This is a genomic window from Leptospira idonii (assembly GCF_004770995.1).
In the GTDB taxonomy this organism is placed as follows: domain Bacteria; phylum Spirochaetota; class Leptospiria; order Leptospirales; family Leptospiraceae; genus Leptospira_A; species Leptospira_A idonii.
Map to the genome: position 1 here is coordinate 40,249 of NZ_RQHW01000032.1, position 19,798 is coordinate 60,046.

The 19,798-nt window shown below is 40.7% G+C and carries 21 protein-coding genes; 9 read left to right on the forward strand and 12 right to left on the reverse strand.

What is annotated here, in order from left to right; all coding sequences use genetic code 11:
- Positions 1-57: 57 nt before the first annotated feature.
- Positions 58-834 carry a Dph6-related ATP pyrophosphatase gene (locus EHS15_RS09470; RefSeq protein ID WP_210416330.1) on the forward strand — a complete coding sequence of 259 codons (777 nt, stop codon included), beginning with the start codon at positions 58-60 and terminating at the stop codon, positions 832-834.
- On the opposite strand, the gene creD is transcribed toward EHS15_RS09470, so the two are convergent.
- The 6 genes from creD to EHS15_RS09500 all read right to left on the reverse strand — a co-directional run bounded on the left by creD (position 820) and on the right by EHS15_RS09500 (position 8,657).
- Positions 820-2,163 (reverse strand): cell envelope integrity protein CreD, encoded by a 1,344-nt coding sequence (gene creD / locus EHS15_RS09475; protein WP_135760325.1) that lies wholly within the window; start codon positions 2,161-2,163, stop codon positions 820-822. The two genes, EHS15_RS09470 and creD, sit on opposite strands and share 15 nt — an antisense overlap.
- A gap of 90 nt (positions 2,164-2,253) precedes the next feature.
- Positions 2,254-3,528 carry a PP2C family protein-serine/threonine phosphatase gene (locus tag EHS15_RS09480; RefSeq protein ID WP_135760326.1) on the reverse strand — a complete coding sequence of 425 codons (1,275 nt, stop codon included), beginning with the start codon at positions 3,526-3,528 and terminating at the stop codon, positions 2,254-2,256.
- A 66-nt stretch (positions 3,529-3,594) separates the two neighbouring features.
- Positions 3,595-5,040: a two-component system sensor histidine kinase CreC gene (creC, locus tag EHS15_RS09485; RefSeq protein WP_135760327.1), complete on the reverse strand. Its 1,446-nt coding sequence runs from the start codon at positions 5,038-5,040 to the stop codon at positions 3,595-3,597.
- 4 nt (positions 5,041-5,044) lie between these two features.
- Entirely contained in the window at positions 5,045-5,722 is a 678-nt protein-coding gene (locus EHS15_RS09490) for a response regulator (RefSeq protein WP_135760328.1), read from the reverse strand.
- Positions 5,723-5,801: 79 nt separating this feature from the next.
- The gene (locus EHS15_RS09495; RefSeq protein ID WP_135760329.1) at positions 5,802-6,560 is read right to left on the reverse strand and encodes an EAL domain-containing protein; all 759 of its coding nucleotides are present in this window, start codon (positions 6,558-6,560) and stop codon (positions 5,802-5,804) included.
- 72 nt (positions 6,561-6,632) lie between these two features.
- Positions 6,633-8,657: a PP2C family protein-serine/threonine phosphatase gene (locus tag EHS15_RS09500; protein ID WP_167884199.1), complete on the reverse strand. Its 2,025-nt coding sequence runs from the start codon at positions 8,655-8,657 to the stop codon at positions 6,633-6,635.
- 232 nt (positions 8,658-8,889) lie between these two features.
- On the opposite strand from EHS15_RS09500, the gene EHS15_RS09505 reads away from it, so the two are divergent.
- Together EHS15_RS09505 and ruvA are read left to right on the forward strand one after the other, a co-directional pair.
- A complete protein-coding gene (locus EHS15_RS09505; RefSeq protein ID WP_167884200.1) occupies positions 8,890-9,726 on the forward strand; it encodes a DUF2225 domain-containing protein in 837 nt (278 codons plus the stop codon).
- A gap of 52 nt (positions 9,727-9,778) precedes the next feature.
- Entirely contained in the window at positions 9,779-10,372 is a 594-nt protein-coding gene (gene ruvA, locus EHS15_RS09510) for a Holliday junction branch migration protein RuvA (RefSeq protein ID WP_135760332.1), read from the forward strand.
- Between the two features lie 14 nt (positions 10,373-10,386).
- On the opposite strand, the gene EHS15_RS09515 is transcribed toward ruvA, so the two are convergent.
- From EHS15_RS09515 to EHS15_RS09530, 4 genes are read right to left on the reverse strand one after another with little or no spacing between them, the layout of a single operon-like run.
- Complete coding sequence (locus EHS15_RS09515; protein ID WP_167884201.1) at positions 10,387-11,367, reverse strand: MBL fold metallo-hydrolase; 981 nt, start codon at positions 11,365-11,367, stop codon at positions 10,387-10,389.
- Between the two features lie 50 nt (positions 11,368-11,417).
- The gene (locus EHS15_RS09520) at positions 11,418-11,873 is read right to left on the reverse strand and encodes a GNAT family N-acetyltransferase (protein WP_135760334.1); all 456 of its coding nucleotides are present in this window, start codon (positions 11,871-11,873) and stop codon (positions 11,418-11,420) included.
- Between the two features lie 5 nt (positions 11,874-11,878).
- Positions 11,879-12,463, reverse strand: a complete 585-nt coding sequence (locus EHS15_RS09525) for a hypothetical protein (protein ID WP_135760335.1) — start codon at positions 12,461-12,463, stop codon at positions 11,879-11,881.
- Positions 12,463-14,007 carry a tetratricopeptide repeat protein gene (locus EHS15_RS09530; protein ID WP_135760336.1) on the reverse strand — a complete coding sequence of 515 codons (1,545 nt, stop codon included), beginning with the start codon at positions 14,005-14,007 and terminating at the stop codon, positions 12,463-12,465. The genes EHS15_RS09525 and EHS15_RS09530 overlap by 1 nt, the downstream gene beginning before the upstream one ends.
- Positions 14,008-14,117: 110 nt before the next feature.
- Between EHS15_RS09530 and EHS15_RS09535 the strand changes: the two genes are divergently transcribed.
- The 5 genes from EHS15_RS09535 to EHS15_RS09555 are packed head-to-tail and all read left to right on the forward strand — an operon-like array spanning position 14,118 to position 17,549.
- Positions 14,118-14,606: an ABC transporter permease gene (locus EHS15_RS09535; RefSeq protein WP_246052032.1), complete on the forward strand. Its 489-nt coding sequence runs from the start codon at positions 14,118-14,120 to the stop codon at positions 14,604-14,606.
- Positions 14,606-15,277, forward strand: a complete 672-nt coding sequence (locus EHS15_RS09540) for an ABC transporter ATP-binding protein (RefSeq protein ID WP_135760338.1) — start codon at positions 14,606-14,608, stop codon at positions 15,275-15,277. Before EHS15_RS09535 ends, EHS15_RS09540 begins: the two co-directional genes overlap by 1 nt.
- Positions 15,274-16,188, forward strand: a complete 915-nt coding sequence (locus EHS15_RS09545; protein ID WP_246052034.1) for an ROK family protein — start codon at positions 15,274-15,276, stop codon at positions 16,186-16,188. Before EHS15_RS09540 ends, EHS15_RS09545 begins: the two co-directional genes overlap by 4 nt.
- Positions 16,185-16,535: a histidine triad nucleotide-binding protein gene (locus EHS15_RS09550; protein ID WP_135760339.1), complete on the forward strand. Its 351-nt coding sequence runs from the start codon at positions 16,185-16,187 to the stop codon at positions 16,533-16,535. The genes EHS15_RS09545 and EHS15_RS09550 overlap by 4 nt, the downstream gene beginning before the upstream one ends.
- 15 nt (positions 16,536-16,550) lie before the next feature.
- Positions 16,551-17,549: a lysylphosphatidylglycerol synthase transmembrane domain-containing protein gene (locus EHS15_RS09555; RefSeq protein WP_135760340.1), complete on the forward strand. Its 999-nt coding sequence runs from the start codon at positions 16,551-16,553 to the stop codon at positions 17,547-17,549.
- Here EHS15_RS09555 and EHS15_RS09560 read toward each other — a convergent pair.
- Positions 17,499-17,960 carry a VOC family protein gene (locus EHS15_RS09560; protein WP_135760341.1) on the reverse strand — a complete coding sequence of 154 codons (462 nt, stop codon included), beginning with the start codon at positions 17,958-17,960 and terminating at the stop codon, positions 17,499-17,501. The two genes, EHS15_RS09555 and EHS15_RS09560, sit on opposite strands and share 51 nt — an antisense overlap.
- Positions 17,961-18,213: 253 nt before the next feature.
- Entirely contained in the window at positions 18,214-18,873 is a 660-nt protein-coding gene (locus tag EHS15_RS09565) for a hypothetical protein (RefSeq protein WP_135760342.1), read from the reverse strand.
- Positions 18,874-19,389: 516 nt separating this feature from the next.
- On the opposite strand from EHS15_RS09565, the gene EHS15_RS09570 reads away from it, so the two are divergent.
- Positions 19,390-19,722: a hypothetical protein gene (locus EHS15_RS09570; RefSeq protein ID WP_135760343.1), complete on the forward strand. Its 333-nt coding sequence runs from the start codon at positions 19,390-19,392 to the stop codon at positions 19,720-19,722.
- Positions 19,723-19,798: the final 76 nt, after the last annotated feature.

The window sequence follows — 19,798 nt, forward strand, 5'->3', positions numbered from 1 at the left end:
ACGGGAGCGAAGCGCACCCCGAACTAGCCCGACCCCTTTTCCGCAGGAAAAAAGGGGATGCGCCCAGATACCGTCCGCAAGATTCTTTCTTTTCAGAGAGATCAAATGGCTGAAAATGCGGTTTTTAATTGGAGCGGAGGAAAAGATTCCTCTTTAGCTCTCTATCACATTCAAAAAGACAATCGTTATAAAATTCATTCCCTACTTACATCCGTTAATTCTTCCGCGGATAGAATCAGTATGCACGGAGTCAGAAATTCCCTTTTGGAAAAACAAGCGGAAAGTCTGGGGATTCCTTTGGACAAGATTCTTCTGCCGGAACATCCGAATATGCAAACTTACGAATCTATTATGAAAGACAAGATGGATGAATTATCCGGGAAAGGAATCGATCATTCCGTTTTCGGGGATATCTTTCTGGAAGATTTGAAAAAATACAGAGAAGATCAACTTCATAAAATAGGCTGGAAGGCGGTGTTTCCTCTTTGGAAAAGAGATACGAAAGAACTTATTTCCGAATTTATTGATCTAGGATTTAAAGCGGTTTTAGTTTGTGTGAACGATCGTTATTTGGATGTTTCTTTTGCAGGAAGGGAAATCGACAGGGAGCTTTTGAAAGATCTTCCCGAAGGAGTGGATCCTTGCGGTGAAAACGGAGAGTATCATTCTTTCGTTTATGACGGCCCTATCTTTAAGAATCGGATTTTGTTCGAACAGGGAGAGACCGTTTATAAAACCTATCCGGCGCCTTCTTCTTCGAACGACGATTGTTTCCAACCTCCGTCCGAAGAAAAACAGCCGGGTTTTTATTTCAAAGACCTAGTTCTTCGTTGAATTTTCGTTCGGTTTTCCGAATGCATACCAGTCCACTTTTCTAGTGAAGTGCATTACGATTCCCAGAACGACGAACAATGCGACCGAGCCCAAAAGAAGTGCCTGGTCTTCCGAAGAAAGTATGACATAAAGGAAACCGTACAGACCCGAATAGTAGATTCCCGTTAAAATTCCTTTTTTCGAATTCTTTAATACGGAAGCGGAATAATACCCGATTAACAAAGATACGGCGATTGAAGCGGCGGTATATGCTCCCGTAAAACCGATATGTTCGGAAAAGGAAAGATTCAGTATATAAAACACCACCATTGCAGAACCTATCAGCAAGTATTGAATGGGGTGGAGGATCACCCCTCCGAACACTTCCATGAGAAAGAACAATGTGAAACTTGTGATTAGAATCAAAATTCCGTATTTCACTGATCTTTCCGTTTTTAGGTAATGGTCTGTCGGTGTGATGAGTTTGACTCCGTTTTTAGAAGAGTCGATGGATTCGGAAATACTTCCGTCCATATAGGTGATGACCTGAGGATAATTTCTTCCGAAGTAGGAGGAATCCCAAGTGGAATCAAATCCTTGTTCGGTGATATTTCTATCTCTAGGAAGCGAATTTCCGTCGAAAGAAGGATCTTTCCAATCGGCGGAAAGTTGAAAGCTACTGTTTTTTCCAGTGGGAACGAAATGAAAGGATTGAGATCCTTTTAGATCGAATCGGATCTGAAATTTTTTATTTACTTCCGAATCTTCCCAAGATACGGGAGTATGAAGTCCTGTGCCGAAGTACCCAGTAGAAGCTCCTCCCGGCAGAAATATTTTTTCCTTTCCTCCCCAATTCAATTTCACTTCACTTCCGATTCCTTTCACATCGGATACGGATAACACAAGTGCGGCGTCATCCCAATATACATAACTTGTATCTTTGGGAAAATCGGAAAGAGCGGGTGTTTTGAATTTGCCTTCCAAATTAAGATCGGATTTGTACAATACGGCTTCATAGATTCCCCTTTTTCTCAGTTCTGTCTGCAGATCCGCTTTCATTCTTACATCTTCCGGAAGAAAATATGCATAATGAGTCACATAGTCCCAGGATTGTTTTTTAGAGCTTTGGTCGGAAACAGGAATTTTTAGATTATAAGGAATCACCAAAAAAGGCCCTGCCACTACTTGGTTTCCTCCCCATTTCGAACTGATTTCCAAAGCTGCGTTTTCGGCTGTTAGTTTTCGATCATAAATCAGATTTTGGATCATCGAGAGAGGGATCAAAAAACAAAGGATCATCACTCCCAGGATCACCAAACGAAGATTTACGGATGATTGGATTTTAGTCATATTTTTCTCCTGTTAGAGAAAAGTATGCCTCAGGTTCGTGAGATAAAAATGTGCGGTTTGTGAGGATTGTGTGAGGAAAAGAAAAACCGTTTAAAATTGGATACAAAGAAGAGTCATATCGTCAGATTTGAAATGGTTCGAATGAAGCTTTACATTCTCAGTAAGTTGGGAAATCAGATTTTGGGTATTAAAATTATGCATAGTAAGAATCCATTCTTTAAGTCTGGCCCACCCCAACTGCTCCAGATCTCGGTTGAATATATCGAAGAAACCATCGGATACCAAAATTAGGCGATCTCCTTGTTCCAAAAAAAATTCCTTTTCTTCGCTGTTTACTGGCAGAGAAGTAAATAAAATATTCCCTTGCCCTCCTAATTCGATCAGTTCTGATTTTCTTAGTATTAAAATCGGATGATGACCGCCGAATGCATATCGAATGGTATTGCCTTTCAGAAAAATTCGAATATAACAGCAGGATAAAAAATATTCGATTTCACGGATTGTCTTCATTCTGGAATGAATCTCCTGCAAGGAGGAAAGCAGGTCTAGTTTCTTAGAAGCGACCGATTCAAAGACTTTGATGGACATGGCGGATATGAATGCTGCGGAAATTCCATGACCGGATACATCAGCAAAAAGAAAATCTAGATAATCGTCACCCTCATAAAACCCTATGGAATCTCCTCCTACTTCTTCGATAGGAAGATACTTCGTATGGATTTTGATTTTATTGAATTTCGGAAATTCCTTCGGTATCAGTGAATTTTGAATTTCCCTAGCGGTTTCCAGATCAGCAGAAATTCTTTTATGAAATTTTTGCAGATCGTGTTTCGCCTCGATCAGAAGTCGATTCTCTATCTCGTATTTTCTGTTTAATGCCCTTAACTCGATCTGAGTAACTACCTGTTTAGCAAGTACTCTTAACATTTCTTCTTTTTCAGGATCAATTGTTCTTGCCACACGATCGATAACACACAAAGTGCCAATCGCATTCCCCTGTTTGGTGACAAGAGGGGCACCCATATAAAATTTGATATTCGGTTCACCTGTAACAAGAGGATTATCGAAAAATCTTCGATCCAAAGAAGTATCTGGAACAGTAAGAAGGTGATCCGGTTCCAAAATAGCATGTGCGCAGAAAGCTAAATCTCTATGAGTTTCCTGTGTAGGAAGTCCTACCCTGGATTTAAACCATTGACGATCCTCATCGATAAGACTAATCAGGGCGATGGGGGTGCCCATGATATGAGAAGCAATTTGAGTGATGTCATCGAAGTCTTTTTCACTCACGGAATCCAATATATCTAAGGATTTAAGTTCCTTTAATCGAACTTTTTCATTTTCGGGCTTCTTTGCTGATTCCAAAATTCGGTTCTCTAGGGGAGTACCATGATTGGAATCATTTTAAATATTGCGAATCTTTTTCAATGATCACAATTTAAGTTGCCCAAGAAAGATAAAACGAGCGGACACTCCCTTCCCTGCTCTATTTTCCACGCGGATTTCCGCTCCATGCAAAACTGCCACTTGTTTCACAAAACTGAGACCCAACCCGGAACTTTTTTTTCCTGAATCGGGTCTTGGCAGAGAATAAAAACGATCAAAGATTTTAGAAAGAGCGTAGCCAGGAATTCCTTCCCCTTCGTCAAGAACGGTGCAAACGGGAACTCCTTCTTCCTCTTTCGTTTGGATTTGAACGGTAGAGCCGGAAGGAGAAAATTCGAGAGCATTCTGAATTAGATTTCGCAAAGCAAGTGTTAAAAAAAAACGATTCGCTTTCACGAACAAAGGTTCTCCTAGTATTTCCAGCCGGATGTTTTTTTTCTCCGATAGATCGGAAAAGGAAGATTTGATTTCATCAGCTAATGCAAACAAATTGATGTTTGCCTCCATTTCCAACTCCCAAGTTCCTTCCAAAGAGGAAAGATCCAGAAGTTTTTCGATGATGGACTGGATTCTTTTTCCTTCCGTTTGGATGTTTCCTATGAGTGTTTGTTTTCTTTCCGGATTGGATTCCAACAACTCCGCAGATGCTAGTATCGAAGACAAAGGACTTTTGATTTCATGCGTCAATGTTTGGATGTAGTTTTCTATGTATTCTTTTCCTTCCAACTCACGGATCAAACCGTCCATTTCCCTTCCCAACTCTCCTATTTCTTTGATTCCAATTTTGGGAAAAGAAGGTCTATTTCCGGAACGAAGCTCAGAGACATATCTGGAAAGCCTGCGGATAGGATGGAACACCAAATAGGCGAGAATCGTAAAGACTAGAGAAATCACCACAGCCACGAAAATACTGATCTGCCAAAACTTTTCCTTTGCCAATTCGATAAAAGGAAGAAGCGCAATCTTAGGCTTCACTACAGTGAGAACCGCTGAGATTTTTCCTTTATAAAACACCGGGGCTGCGACGAAGATAGCGCCTTCTTTTTCAGGATCCAAAAGTTTAGAAGACCTAGCTCCGTATTTCCCCTGTAAGGTGAGAAGAACGTCGTTGTATCTGGAATAATCCAGTCCCTTTCTGTATCCTTCGGAATCATAGATCACAATTCCTTTCGCATCCGTAACATAAATTTGAAGATCCACTCTCGTTTTGGTTTGGCTGTAAATTTTTGCCTGTAAGGAACGATCCTTCGTTTTCTCAAAAACGGGATTTAGGATTTGAAACACCTGCGTTTCCAAAAGATTAGGTTCGGAGATATTTCGTAGAGAGGAGATTTTATCTTCCACTAAGGAAGCGAAAAGATGAGCCGTATCGTTGACAGACTCTTCCACTGTCTCCATATAACGGGGGCGGATGGAGTCTTCCGTTCGATCGATTAAATAATAGAAACCGATTCCTAAGACAAAAAAAAACCGATGACAATTCGAATCCAAAGACTCATATTTTTTCCTTCAACCCGTAACCTTCTCCCCTTCTCGTTTCGATGGGATCAAAGTCCTTTTGAATTTCTTTGAAGCGGGAACGTATGTTTTTGATCACAGTGTCCACGGCGCGGTCGAAACTATCTTCAGGTTCCGTCCAAACATTGTCCATGATTTCTTCTCTGGAAAAAATTCTCCCGGGATATTTAAAAAACAAAGCCAAAGTTTTATATTCGTAAGGAGAAAGAGAAAGAGACTGCCCTGCAAAGAAGATCAATTTTTTAGAAACATCGATTCTAAGTAAAGATTCGTCCGATTTCTCTTTTTTATCGGTTCGTCTGAGAACCGCTTTGATGCGGGCGATCAGTTCCCTGGGACTGAAAGGTTTGACTACGTAATCATCCGCTCCTAACTCCAGTCCCAATACTTTATCGATTTCGGAAGATCTTGCGGTAAGTAAAATTACGGGAGTTTGGTGGTCTTTTCTGATTGATTTTAAGACCTCGAAACCGCTTTGGTCGGGAAGCCCTAAATCCAAAAGGATGAGATGGGGATTTTTCGAAAGAGAAAGTAAACCTGCTTCTCCCGTCATTGCGGAAAAAGAAAGATAACCCTCTTCTTCCAAAGCGATTTGAAGAGTGGAAAGAATTCCAGGTTCGTCTTCAATGATTAGAATGCGATCCTTCTCTTTCATTATTAGGAAGGATTCGAAACCCGTTTATTTTAAGCAAGCATTCCCGGCAACTTTCAGTGTCCGGAAAATCAAGTTTTGATCAAGCGACAGACTGCAGGATTCCGTATTTAAACAAAAACCCTTGGCCCAATGGGAATTTTAATCTTTCCGCAAGTTTGAGATCTTCTTGGGTTTCTATCCCTTCCAAAATACAATGAATGTTTTTCTTTTTGGCGAAAGTCAAAAAACCTTTAAGGATCTCTTCATAAGAAGAATCTTCTCTTAAAATCTTTAACCATTGACGGTCGAATTTAAGATAACTGGCGCCTTTGAGAAATTCGAAACAGAAAAGATTGTTTTTTCCTCCGATATCATCCAAGGCGAAAGGAACACCTAACTCAAGCAGATGGTCCATACAGAATTTGGAATCTTCTACGGAAGCATAATCCGTATTTTCAATGAGTTCGCATACGATCTTTTTTTCGTCCCGCAAAACATGGCTCCAGTGTTCCGCATGTATTTCTCGACTGAAAACATGTGCGTCGAAATTTAAAAATAAAAAATGAGAGTCTGGCCTGTTTCGGATTTGGAATGCTTTCAGTTCTTTCTCGAATTCGAAGAAAAAACCGGGATCATTATGAAGAAGGGTGAACGCTCTGTCCGGTTGGATGTTGCCGCCTTTCGTATAAAATCGAGCCAATGCCTCAAAGGCAACCGTCTCTTTATCGCGAATGGATACGATCGGCTGGTATTCGGAAGCGAACGCTTTGTCTCTGTAGATTCTCTCTAAGTGTTTGTAATCTTCCCAAAATTTAGGCAATTGGAAGACATCCAATTTCGGATCGGCAATCGTTTTCATAAAAACCCCTCCTCATTCCAAATTGTGAGAAGGGGGAAAAAGAGCAAGATAAATGATTTTGATTCTCAAAATCTAAAAATGGTTTTTCAGAAAATCTTCCACCTCAAACCCCAGGAAAGTGACGTCATCTTCGCTGGGGCGTCCAGAACGAAACTCTCCGATGCGGTAGAATAGATCTTCCAAAGTCTGTCCCAAGGAAAATTCCCTGTTCTGCAGCAAAAACTCTTCCAAACGACCCTGCCCAAAGGCTTCCCCATTGCCGTCGATTTCCTCGTACAGTCCGTCCGTAAAGATATAGATGCGATCTTTAGGATACAATTCCGAAGAAACGGAATGATAGTTCTCTTCGGAAAGCACTCCGATAGGTTTTCCTTTGGTTTTCAAAGGAACCAGTTCGCCTTCCCGAATCAAATACTGCGTAGGATGGCCTGCCGAGGAATAATGGATTTGGCCGTTTATAAAATCGAAATCCAAAATAAAGGAGGTAAAAAATAAATTGAGCTCTCCGTATTTTGACGTATAACGTTCGTTTATTTTTTGCAGGATCAAAGAAGGAGGTTCTTTCGAATTTAGAATCGTTTCCGATTCACTGATGATCATCATCGTGATGAAAGCCGCCCGAACACCATGTCCGGTTGCATCCGCAAGAAACACTCTCACATATCCAGGATGGATTTCTCTTACGTCGAATATATCCCCTCCTATCTCCGAATGAGGAACGGATCTTTCCACAAAATGAAGATAAGGATGTCGAAATTTTTTTCTTCTGAGGCTGGTCTCCTGAATGCTTTTCGCCATATTTAAGTCGGAACGAATCAAATCGAGAGCCTTATTTAAGTTGTCCGTTCTTTCTCTGACTTTCTGATCCAAACGAGTAGTGAGTTCTTCCGCAGTGGCCAAAGCGAAATTGAATTTTACGGAAAGGAAATTCGCCTGAGAAAAGATAAAAAATAAAAAGCCCAAATGACTGATATAGATGGAACGTATCAGATTTGCGTAGGACAAAAGATCGAAAACCACAGTGCCTAAAAAAACGATCCAGCCCAAAAGAAACACTTTGGCACCTACCCTGTTTTCCCGAACGCCCAGATACAAAACGTAACAAAGATAAATACCACAAAACAAAGCTAAGATGAGATAAATAACGAAGATGATTTCTATATTAGTGATCAAATACAAAGACGAAAGAAAAAAGCTGACTAGGATCACTGGATAAAGGATTTTACGATTGAAATCTTTTTGAAAAAAGGAAGAGAAAATCAAAGTTAAAAAAGGAGGAAGAACTAAAAAGGAAAGAACATCCAACTTCCATTCCAATGCGGAAGGAAAATCGGGATAAAAACGATGAAGATAATGTTCTTCCGTTACCAGAATGCGAAAGGACATGAGAAGGCAGAATATTCCGAACAACAAACTTCCCCTGTCCATTCTTCTTTGGAAAAAAAGACCTATATGATACAAACCCATAAACACAAGAATCCCGAAACTGATCGTGTCGGACATCTGCTGGTATTCTTGAACCGATCGTACGGAAGTTTCGCTTCCGAAAAGAAGAGGACGTCTTGGCCCGGGTTCTTCATCCTTTTCGTTCACTACTTCAAAAACGATTTCATTCATCTCTTTTTCACAAGGAAAAGCAAGATACGGACGGGTTAAGGATCTGGAACTTTGTTCGGGTGTCTCCGAATACTTTCCGTTTTCGTGAGCCAGTTTTCCGTTCAGATACAATCTGTAACTTCCGGGAAACTCATATACTTTTAACCCACAAACTCCCGTTATTTCTTTTGAAAAAATCCTCAGCCGATAGAGAGCTTTTCCTTTTTTAGGGAAGCGGTCTTCATCCGTCCAAGAGCCTGGAACGGAGATCCATTCCGGCGAAATTGTATCTTTTTTGGATAAATAACCGAAATAGGATTCGTTCCAATAGAACTCCCATTCTCCGTTCAAAGAAAATAATTTGTTTTCTTGGAAATCGATTTCGGAAAGGGAAACAATTCCTTTTTCCGCAATCAATTTGATCTGTCCCTCAGGATTGCATTGAAAGGAAAAAAATATGAAAAACAAAGGCAGGATTCGGCTGCGGAAATACTTTCCCATCTTCCTCACATCCGCCGAATTCATGAAAGCTAGTATAAATCTTTGAGTAAGAGAAGAAAGAAATAATTTTATGGAAAAATCCTAGTTCAAATCCTACCGAATTCGGCAGTTCCGTTTTGTTTAGGTAAGTTTCTTCTTCCTACCTACAGTGAATCTGAATTTAATTCTTGAATGTACGATTCCTTCGAAAGAATGGAGGAAGAGAGATTCCAAAATCAGAGAGAACCGACTCGTGACGGATGCCAATAAAGAAGAAAAAGTAATCAGTGCCATCATCTTGCAGGATGTGGAATGCCCCATCTGCAAATTCGCAGAAGTGAAGAACTATTCCCTCAAAGCGAAAACTCTTCCGATTCGACACAATGTATTTCAAGTCCCTATTTACGAAGAAAATCCCAAGTATTTTCACGTAGATTTCAACGAACTTCAATTCACAGTCTGCCCAGTTTGTTATTACGTAGGCGCCAACAAATCGGAGTTCAACTCTTTCAACTCACTTTCCGGAACGGAAAAACATACGGACACGGACAAAAGAATCATCAATTATTGGGAAGCGAACTCGAAACAAATCAAAGCGCAGTTCAGCCAAATCCAAGTGAACGAAGAATCGTTTTTGGATCCCAGACCTGCCGAAGCGGTATTGCTCAGCGTAAATCTAGCGATCTACAAAGCCACTGTGGAAATTCACGGAAAAGTTCCCTACAGTATGATCAAAAGAGCCCATCGTTATCTAAGACTTTATTCGTTGAAATTTAAATACAACAAAGTCATGGACGATTCTCTTTTGAAAAAAACGGTAGCAGACTTGGAAGAAGTGTTTCGCCTTTCCGATTTTCCGGAAAAGGCGTATGAGTTCGAGGTTTGTTATTTGATCGTTGCCTGCTCCATCAAATTGGGAGATGAAACGAAAGCGGGAGAATACATAAAAGTTCTGGATATCACCAAAGCAGAGTTAGCACAGGAAGCGAAGACAAATCCGAAAGTCCCTTTGCAGGAAGTTACTAAATGGTCCACAAAAGCGAAGGAACTTTGGCAAAACAGACAAGATCCTGAGATTTGGAATCTATAATTCCCATTTTGACTTGCTTCCTCTACTTGTTTTCCTAATCTGCAAGTAAACTATGATTGCCAGCTTACGAGGAACCCTCCTTCGACTTGATTTGGATTCCATACTCATCGAAGTTTCAGGAGTGGGTTATGAAGTTCTCATTCCCTTCCCCCTTCATCTCAGTTTGAGAGAATCCGTTGGAAAGGAAGTGTATCTGCATATCTTTCATTCCATTACGGACAGAGGCCAAAAACTATTCGGTTTCCCCAGCAATAAAGACAGGGAACTTTTTAAGCTCATCAAATCCCTCCATGGAATCGGAGAACTCACCGCTTTAAAAATTCTTTCTTTCTTCCAAGCGGACGAATTGTACCAAATCGCCCAGGCGGATGACCGTAAAACTTTGGAAAAAATTCCCAAAGTGAAAGGGAAAACTTCCGAGAAAATTTTATTCGAAATCAAACAAAATCTGAAAAAACTGGAATCGTTTCTACAAGAATCCACTAGGGAATCGGTTCCAGCCAATGTACAAGACGACTTAGCGATCCTTGCATTGATTCAATTGGGATACGATGAAAAAACCGCCAAAAGAGAGGTAGATGCGATTAGAAAAACATCTCCCGACCTGGAAGCGGGAGAGATTGTACGTAAAGTCATCACCCGCTAACTTGTTTTTTCCTTTTACAAAGAGTGAACGGAATACCTCTCCTGCAAAAAGAGAGGTATTTTCGATGATTTGCTTTTGCCCAACATAAATTCCATAGTCGCATCGAAATCATCAAAGAAAGGAGGAAGAGGTTTCAAAGTCTCTTCCAAAGGAAGAAAAAAATCGTCCCAATGAATGAGTACAATTTGTTCGGGTCTGGTAACTTCAACAACTTCTTTCCAATACTCTTCTCTGTAAGACTCGGGATTTTTTCCGAGTCCTCCTACTCCCAAGTACAAAAGATCCACATCATATTCTTTCAAAGCACCTGGAATAAAACCGGCACTTCCTTGCACTAATACGGATTTGCCTTCTCTTTCGATCAGAAGAGAAAAAGCTCCTCCTTCCTTATACTCTTCTATTTTTGCAGGAGTCGAAATAGGCGCCGTGACCTCACCTTCATATCTTGCATGAGGACTGTGCCTGGAAGGAAGAATGGTAATCTTGAATTTCCCGAATTGAAGCGTTTCCTTTGCATTCACACGACGGATGAATTTTTCCTCCAGACCGGAACCGAGTCCTATATAAGCGGTGGAATCGCTTCCTACAAGGAAAGCTCCTGTTTGTTTGGCGATGATCCCTGAATCCATCGCATGATCATAATGGGAATGTACAGTGAAAACAGCATCCAACTTCTTCACTTGTAGTTGGTCCAAAACGTTTTGAATGATCTCAGTATCTGGTTCAACAGTTTTTAAAATCGCTCGAAATTTGGAAGGTCTTGTAAAAAACCCATCCACTAACAAAGAAGTATCTTTGTCTTGAAACAAAAGACTGGATGTTCCTAAAAAAGTAATCTTGAGGTCGGAGGTATTCTTTTCCGTGGGGGGAATGTAGAGTTCGGAATACCTGGAGACATCCGTATGAAATGTAAGTAAAAAACCAATGCAAAGCACTGCGAAAAAAATAAGAGAAGGGATCAAAATGGCAGAGAGAAACAAAATTCGTTTTTTCATACTCATCGATTTTGAAGGGATTTTCCTTCCCTTTGCAAGAACAAATGGAACTATTTCGGGCTGATGCTATAATGAAAAAACTCTGTGTCTTTTTCCCAACCTAGTTTTTCATAAAGTTTTTGGGCTTTGAGGTTATCGGGAGCGGTTTCCAAACTGAGGTAGGCCACTCCTCTTTCCTTTCCGAACTGCACAGCGGTTTGAACCAACAACTCTCCCGCTCCTTGTTTTCTGAAATTCTCTCTGACAAAAAGATCGTTTAACACCAAGGCAGGCAACATGGAAAGGGAAGAAAATCCGTAGTATAACTGCATAAAGCCGGCAACTTGGTTTCCTTGCATGAGTAAAAATATTTTACTGTCTCCATTCTCCAAACGGTTGCGTAAAAATCCTTCTGCGGATTTCAAATCGCTCGTCTTTTTATAGAACTGCCTGTATTCATCGAAGATAAGTGCTGTTTCAGAAAGGCGGGAAAGATCGGGAGAAAGGATGGTAAAATTTTCGGACATAGATGTTAAAACATCCGAAGGAGCATCCATTTACCATCTATTTTTTGGAATATAGGATTGATCAAGTAACGAGCATTTTTCGGATTTTCCAAAAATCGGAATTGAACTTCCGATTCAAGGGAGGAATCGAAAAAATAATCCACATAAATCAATTTTGCGGATTGAAACGCTTTTTGGATGGTAAGATTTCCAGTGGTCTTTTTTTTCTCGTCTAACAAATCGCCTCTCCAAAAATTGGTGGCAAAATACCCTTTGGGATCCGCGAGATCTTTCAGAACTTCATCTTTTGTCCAATGACCTTTCGCATCCACAAAAAGTCCCGTTTCAGGATGTACCCATTCGGGAAGATGATTTAAGTTCCCAGCACATATATCGGAAAGAAGGATTTCAATCAGAGATAAGATGAGTTTTGCATCTTCCGGTTTTCCTTGTTTGCCGTAGATCGTACCTATCTCGACAGAAAAAGGACAGACAAGAGGGGCTGCTAATATAGGATCCATTTCCCTGGTTCCTGCCTTTGCCTCGAAAGAGTTACATCGAACCAAAAAACAAACCAGAAATACGAAAGATACAAAATGTTTAATATACATTACATTGTCCTTTCCAAAAGATCTTCGAATTTATCTCCGTTGATGATCTCCAAAGAGTTAGCGCTGGATGCGATGATCTTTTTACCGCCCTCAGTCACTTCGAAGTTCCCGATCACATAACCTTTGCTTGCACCTAACTCCTGCATTTGCCCCACCATCTCTCTGAGGAATACGTCGGATACTTTCGCATCTTTCCATTTTCTTACACGAAACAAAGCTCTCTGGTCCACATTCTCTTTGGAAGAGCCCAAAAGGTTCACGCCTTCTCCGTCCGTATTTCCCAGTTCTTTCGTGACTCTGTATCCCATTGCCAAAATGATTCTAGTGGCTTGGTTTTTGAATTGAGTGCCTGTCATTGCGATGAACTTTTCGAATTTATCCAGGCCGACCATATCTAATTTGCCTGCGATTTTTTTCCCGTTGTCGTCCACCAAACCTTTGATATTGAACGGTTTGGATGATCTCATTCCACTGAGTTCAAAATAACGTGAGTTAGGAAAAAGAGTTACGGATAAAAGATTCAGCTCTCTGGTCAAATCGTATTCATGAGAAAGACTGTCCAGATTTCCCAGCTCCCTTTCCAATTTGTATTTTAAATTCGCAAGTGCGACCACTTCCGGATCATCCAATCTTTCGCTTTCAGCTTCGATCAGATATTCGGAAGCGTCTTCGTATCTTCCCATATACACACATACCATTGCGAAATGGATATTACTTTCTATGGACTCACTCGTCCAACCGCCTAACTTTGCCATTTCCATACAAAGCCTGGAGTATTTAAGAGCGTCGGGAAAGTTTTGCTGCAGGATGGCTTCTGTCATCAAAAACTGAAAGATCGTATAACGAACGTATTCGTCTTCCACTTGATCGGAGATAGTGGATGCGATTTTCACTGCTTCCTTATGTTTGTTTTCGCGGGAAAGTGAAATCGCATATAAAAACCCTGACACTGCTGATTTTTCCAATTGATATGCTTTTTCGAAATATTCCCTTTCTTTTCCCGCTCCAGTCACTCCTGAGATCACTCCTCTGGCAATGAAGTAGAGGGAAGAATTCATTTTTTCTTCAGGGAGTCTTGCGAAAAAATGATCCGCTATTTTGAATTCTTTCTGTCCGAGTGCCATAAAACCCAATCTCATACATGCGGTAGGATTGGATCTGTCCGTTTGCAAAGTGTCCAGGTAGTGAAAGAAAGATTCTTCGAAATAATCCTTATTATAATAAATATCAGCGACTCTGTTGGAGACTGTAACAAGATCGATTTCTTTCGTATAACGGTTATTTTTCTTTATGATTTCCAAATGTTTGGCTTCATTCAACGGATCGTTCTCCATCGAATAGATTTTTGCCATCACATAATGTCCGTAAGGATTTTGATGATCTTCTTCCAGTTTTTCGCGGACGATGGCTCTAGCGTCCAGATAATTCCCCAAAGCAGCCAAACTGAGTGCTTTGCTGTAACCATCTCTTTTTTGAGTTATGATGAATGTGAGCAAAAAACCGAGTAATATCAGCCCGATTCCCACAAAGATAAAAAATGCCAATTTCGCTTACTTCCTAGAATCCTATTTTAGTTGGTAAAAATCAGAACCAGGTTAAACCTGTCCTTACAGTGACACCACTTTCCTATTTTTCGTTTGCATGGAGGATTCTTTTGCGAGATCGCCTCTACTCTCTGGCCTATGGTCTGACCGCCAGCCTGCTCTTTTTTGTATTTTATCTCTCTGTACGAATTCATTTGTCTTTATTCGGTGGTATCTCTTTATCTAGTATCGTTTCCTTTGACAAAACTCCCCAAATTCTTTTTTATTCAAGCCTACTCTCCCTCACTAGCCTTTTCTTTTTTCATTCCTTGCACCGTTTAGGTGATATCGGGGTGATGATGGCGGTCGGAGGGAACCGTTTAGGCTGTATTTGGCTGCACACTTTGGTCTTATTTCTATTATTTTCTCCCAGTTCTCTGGTAGGATTCTTTTTAGGGAAACTCATTTCCCCTCCTGGAGACTGGACCCTGGGTTTGGAATTCATGAGTTGGGGAACAGGAACCGCTTTTTTCATACTTTTAGGTTTTGTAGTCTCTTTTCCCACAATCGGACTCAGTAGTTTTGTAGATCCTTACCGCTCCATACGGAGACAAAAATAATGTTGCTCCGGGTCCACAATCTCACCAAAACCTACGGGAAAGAATTCGCAGTTCGTTCCATCTCCTTCGACATCAACCAAGGGGACTACGTTGCCATCATCGGACCCTCCGGGTCAGGAAAAACAACTCTTCTTTCTCTTCTGACGGGGATGTTGTCTCCTACGGAAGGGGACATTTTGTTCGATAACAAAAGACTTGGGCAATTGTCCAAAAAGGAACTTGCGGAAATGAGAGCCTCCGAACTGGGATTGGTATTCCAATTTTCAGAGTTAGTCGGTAACCTGAACGTAAGAGAAAACATTCTTCTCCCTGCCCTTTTCACAAGAAAGTTTTCCAATGCGGAATACCAAAGAAAATGCACCTACTTAATAGAACATTTGAAATTGGAAAATATCCAAAACAAACTTCCCAGAGAACTTTCCGGAGGACAGATCCAAAAAACGGCAATCGCTCGTTCTCTGATCAATGATCCTTCCATTTTATTTGCGGACGAACCGTCCGGGGATCTTGACCCTGAAAACAGTTATCTCGTACAACTATTGTTAAACGAATTTAACAAAAAAAATCTGTCCATCATCTTAGTCACTCACGATATGAAATTGGCATACGACGCCCAGACGATCTACGAAATGAAAGCGGGTCAATTCGACCAAGTGATCAAAGGGAAATGATGAGCGAACTAGCCATCGGAGTCGATATAGGAGGAGGATCCGTCAAAGCGGGTCTGTTCGACAAAGAAGGAAAAGAAAAAAAAGAATCCAAACAGCCGATTCCTTCTCCCCTAAACGAAGATAGTTTTATCGACACGGTCAAAGCAGCCATCCTTCCTTTATTAGGAGATCCGAATATCAAAGGGATCGGAATCGGTTCCCCGGGGCCAATCGATGCAGACAAAGGAATTTTGATCTCCAGTGCGAACATGCCAAGTTTAAAAAACATTCCTTTAAAAGAGAAAATAGAATCTTTCTCTTCCTTACCGGTTTATTATAATAACGATGCCAACTGTGCCGCATTAGGCGAATCTATCTTCGGTTCCCAATCCCACACCGATTCCCAACTGATCCTCACCTTAGGAACAGGGATCGGAGGCGGTTTTGTGGAACGAAAAAAACTTTTTTCAGGATTCCAAGGAAACGGAGTCGAAATCGGACACACTACCGTTGTGATCGACGGAGCCGTCTGCGGATGCGGAGGAAGAGGATGTGTGGAAAGTTATTTTTCCACAAGAGGGTTTTTAGGAAGATATTCGGAAAAAACGGGAGTCTCCCTGAAAAATGCGGAAGAGTTTTTTCAAAAAGTTTCCTCTAACGATGCAAATGCGAAAGAGATTCTAGACTTCGGAATTATCTGTCTATCGGAAGCAGTCAGAGGAGCGATCCACATACTCAACCCGGAATCGATCGTATTTGTGGGAGGGATCACCGCCTCATGGAACTTATACGGAGAACGACTCTCGAAAGAAATCAGAAAGAGGATTTTTCCCGTTCTAAACGAACGATTGAAAATCGAAGTCGGTAAAAATTTTGCGGGAAGCCTAGGGGCGGCTTGCTTGGTATTTTCAAACTTAGGAGGTCAGAAATGACGAACGAAAATTGTATCTTTTGCAAAATCGCAAAAGGGGAAATTCCCGCAAAAATAGAATATCAGGACGAGGATATCATCGCTTTTCACGACATCACTCCTCAAGCACCTCTCCATCTATTGGTGATTCCCAAAACTCATATAGCAAGCGCCAACGAAATCAATTCGGAAAACTCCCGTTTTCTTTCCAAAATTTTCGAAACCATTCCTAAACTCACGAAATCCTTCGGAGTGAATGAAAAAGGATACAGAGTCGTAAACAATTGCGGAGACCACGGCGGACAAACAGTACATCATATCCACTTTCATGTATTAGGCGGAAGACATCTAGCTTGGCCGCCGGGTTGATCAGGTAAAAATCGAATGAAAAAATGGATTTTAGGCATAGGCATCTCAGGAATTGCGGTATATTTTTTATTTAAAAATTTCGATATCAACGAATTCGCAAGATTGGAAGGGAAAATCCGTTGGGAGATTCTACCCCTTCTTTTTCTTTCCAATCTTTGGGCTTTCCTTCCTTTCGCACTGAGATGGCAATATCTTTTGGAAAAGAAAATCGGCTTCTGGAGTTCACTCTCTTCCGCAGTCATAGGAGTCGGTTTGAATATGCTCCTTCCTGCTAGAGGAGGAGATGTTGTTCGACTGATGATCAATAAAAGAGAAACAAACCTTCCTTTAACGAACCTTGTGTCCAAAATCTTTTTGGAAAAGGTGATGGATCTGGGATCTGTCGTTTTAGTGGGAGCAACCGTTTTGTTTTTACTAGGTTTAGGGCAAAGTAAAAATTTAAGCCTACTCTTTTTATCCACTCTGGTCATTACAGGAATGATCTTGGGTTTATTGGCAATTCGTTATTTTTTAGAACCGATCCGCAGTTTATTCCGCAAACTATTTTCCATCATCGGCAAACAAGAGCTTTATGATACCAGATTCGACCATCAAGTAGTTGAATTCAGTGAATTCCTAAGAGGAGATAAGCTCGCCAAACCTCTACTGATTTCCCTGCCGACTTGGGTGTGCGGGTATGCCATTTCTTATTGGTTGGCAGGTCAACTGATAGGAATGGAAATCAGCTTTTTGGAAGCGCTTCTGTTTATGTTCCTAGGAGGAATGGGAGTGGCGATCCCTTCCGCACCATCCGGAATCGGAGTGTTTCATGCGGCGCTGATTTCAGGCTTTTTGATTTTAGGAAGAGATTCGGGCGAAGGATTCGTTTATGCGACTGTAGTCCATTTGACCCAGTTCGTCATCCTGACCATCCTTGCCCTCGTTTTTTATCTGATTTGGATTTTCTTTAAGGGAGATAAATCGTTATCCAAGGGCCTTGATGACGTCCGCGGGGGCTTGGACAAGCTCGACTAATACGCCTTCGCTGCAAAGAGGAAATTCATCGTTGCCTTTGGGATGGATGAAACATACATCGAACCCACTGGCACCTTTGCGAATTCCGCCGGGAGTAAAACGAACTCCTTTTGCTGTCAGCCATTCCACTGCCTTAGAAAGATCGTCGATCCAAAGACCGATATGGTTGAGTTTCGGATCGTGCACTTTAGGGCTTTTGTTCGGATCGATCGGCTGCATCAAATCGATTTCTACCTTATAAGGACCGTTTCCTAAAGATAGAATATCTTCATCTACATTTTCCTTTTCACTTTTGTAATCGGACACTTTGGTTAGTCCCAAAATATCTACCCAGAAATTAGTTAGCTTATCTTTGGATTCTCCTCCGATCGCAACTTGTTGAATGCCTAAAACTTTAAAAGGACGGCTCACGATGAATCATCTCCTGTCTCGTTATTGCAAAAAATAAAACTTTGCCCCGCCAGACTCTCGTCACCATCTTCACAGAAAAGAACATTTTTCCCCTTCGATGAAACACTAAGTAGGGCCAGATCAAACCAGATATGCCAGGCTTTCTTCCAGGCTAGCAGTGGTGCAAGTCAAAAAGCATCCTAAGATAAAAGGATTTTGGGTAACTTCAAGTTTCTTATAAAAATATCCTTTCTCTAATTTTAAATCTGCCGAGCTAAATGCGCTTAATTGTTTTTTTTAAGGATTTGATAATGCATACCTTCTTTCTTTGCTCTTCCAGATTGACAGTAGCTGCAGTCGTTGGACTACTAGATTCTCCCGATGATACTGTAGTATTAGTAGGAATAAAGGATTTCAAAAGATTTGTGGCAGTTTCTATGGACGCAGTTGGATCTGAATTAAGGGTAACTCCTTTTAAAGAACCATTATCCGCAAAACTAACGGAAAATTCACTTTTAGAGATCCAAGACGGCTCGAAGTTAATATACTTTGTATCACCTAACGGAAACATTTCATGCTTTATCAATTGAGTCGGTTTGCACAGTGCTTGAATCGTTTTATAGTCTGGCCGAGAACTCGGGATTTTAGGATCAATTTCATATGTGGTTTCTTCCGTGACTTCAACCAGTATGGATACCGCAAATGGAATCCCTTTTTCTTCCTTAATATTTTTATGCTCATCCAAACCGTATACGTGTTTTAATTTATTAGAGAAGTCTTTGTCGCGCCAGTTACTCAAGCTAAATACTTGAGTAACCTTATGCATACACCATAGCAAGAAAAACACCTTACAGGCCGTTAAGTTAACGGCAATATACTTCCTTGTCGATTCATTTTCCAAACCCTCAAAAAAAACAAACAATCCTACTAACAAAGAAAAATGTTCGTAAAACAATTGTACTATTTATGAAAATTCCTTAAATTCTAATCACGAAATGATATGAAAAACTTAAAACGAATACGATTTGATTATTTCTATTTTGTATTTAACGAATCTGTTTAAGGTTGGAATCGATAAACCGACTTAAATAGCCAAGCTTGAGATTCCTCACTATGTAAGTTTTTAGAGATTCGCCCATAAAACATACGACATGTGCGATTTTTTCAGCACACACTCTCATATATACCAATTGTATATAGAAATTTTAAAGTAAATACCAAGCTCATGATAATTTGCAAATATATCGAAATTAATAGTCTCGATTAGCAAGTATGATATGCCACTATAGCCAAAGAGGAAATATGTCAGTCCCCCGATCTATCCCGCCGAAAACTCTGAACCATATAAAAGAATCCCAAAATCTACGTCAGGCAGTCTCGAAAGTAAATTTAGAATTTTTATAAAAAAGATTGCCAAAGGAGAGGGGGAAACAGACTAAGGAAATATAGGATGTCAGTCATGTTCTTGCCAAGAAACATAAAACGTTCCCTTCTACTGCTCTCCTCCCTGAGCGTAGTTTTCCTGTCCTTGGCATCCTTTGAATTTCACAAATACGAAACGGGAATTACGGACAGAAATTCCACACACGTTCTTGTGGAATCTTCCGAGCAGGAAGAAAGAGAAGAAGTTAATTTCTCTTTCGATTTACTGAATCCGGTTCTCCATTCCGTTCTTTCTGTAACCCAAAAGGTATCTTTCCCCTTAAATTCAGGCTCCCACTCCAAAGCACTTTCTTCTTTTTTAGCACACCATTATACAAATCTCCCACCTCCCCTCGTCTAAGCCGAATACTAACATTTAGAGTACGGCTCTACCCTAACGTAGAGTTTGGCGGTCTTTTCAAAAAAAAACGAGGATT

Coding starts and splice junctions, on each gene's coding strand:
- ruvA (WP_135760332.1), top strand. CDS start 9,779: ATGATTGCCAGCTTACGAGGAACCCTCCTTCGACTTGATTTGGATTCC.
- EHS15_RS09495 (WP_135760329.1), bottom strand. CDS start 6,560: ATGAAAACGATTGCCGATCCGAAATTGGATGTCTTCCAATTGCCTAAA.
- EHS15_RS09545 (WP_246052034.1), top strand. CDS start 15,274: ATGATGAGCGAACTAGCCATCGGAGTCGATATAGGAGGAGGATCCGTC.
- EHS15_RS09470 (WP_210416330.1), top strand. CDS start 58: ATGCGCCCAGATACCGTCCGCAAGATTCTTTCTTTTCAGAGAGATCAA.
- EHS15_RS09570 (WP_135760343.1), top strand. CDS start 19,390: ATGTCAGTCATGTTCTTGCCAAGAAACATAAAACGTTCCCTTCTACTG.
- EHS15_RS09515 (WP_167884201.1), bottom strand. CDS start 11,367: ATGAAAAAACGAATTTTGTTTCTCTCTGCCATTTTGATCCCTTCTCTT.
- EHS15_RS09550 (WP_135760339.1), top strand. CDS start 16,185: ATGACGAACGAAAATTGTATCTTTTGCAAAATCGCAAAAGGGGAAATT.
- EHS15_RS09520 (WP_135760334.1), bottom strand. CDS start 11,873: ATGTCCGAAAATTTTACCATCCTTTCTCCCGATCTTTCCCGCCTTTCT.
- EHS15_RS09525 (WP_135760335.1), bottom strand. CDS start 12,463: ATGTATATTAAACATTTTGTATCTTTCGTATTTCTGGTTTGTTTTTTG.
- creD (WP_135760325.1), bottom strand. CDS start 2,163: ATGACTAAAATCCAATCATCCGTAAATCTTCGTTTGGTGATCCTGGGA.
- EHS15_RS09500 (WP_167884199.1), bottom strand. CDS start 8,657: ATGGGAAAGTATTTCCGCAGCCGAATCCTGCCTTTGTTTTTCATATTT.
- EHS15_RS09555 (WP_135760340.1), top strand. CDS start 16,551: ATGAAAAAATGGATTTTAGGCATAGGCATCTCAGGAATTGCGGTATAT.
- EHS15_RS09490 (WP_135760328.1), bottom strand. CDS start 5,722: ATGAAAGAGAAGGATCGCATTCTAATCATTGAAGACGAACCTGGAATT.
- EHS15_RS09540 (WP_135760338.1), top strand. CDS start 14,606: ATGTTGCTCCGGGTCCACAATCTCACCAAAACCTACGGGAAAGAATTC.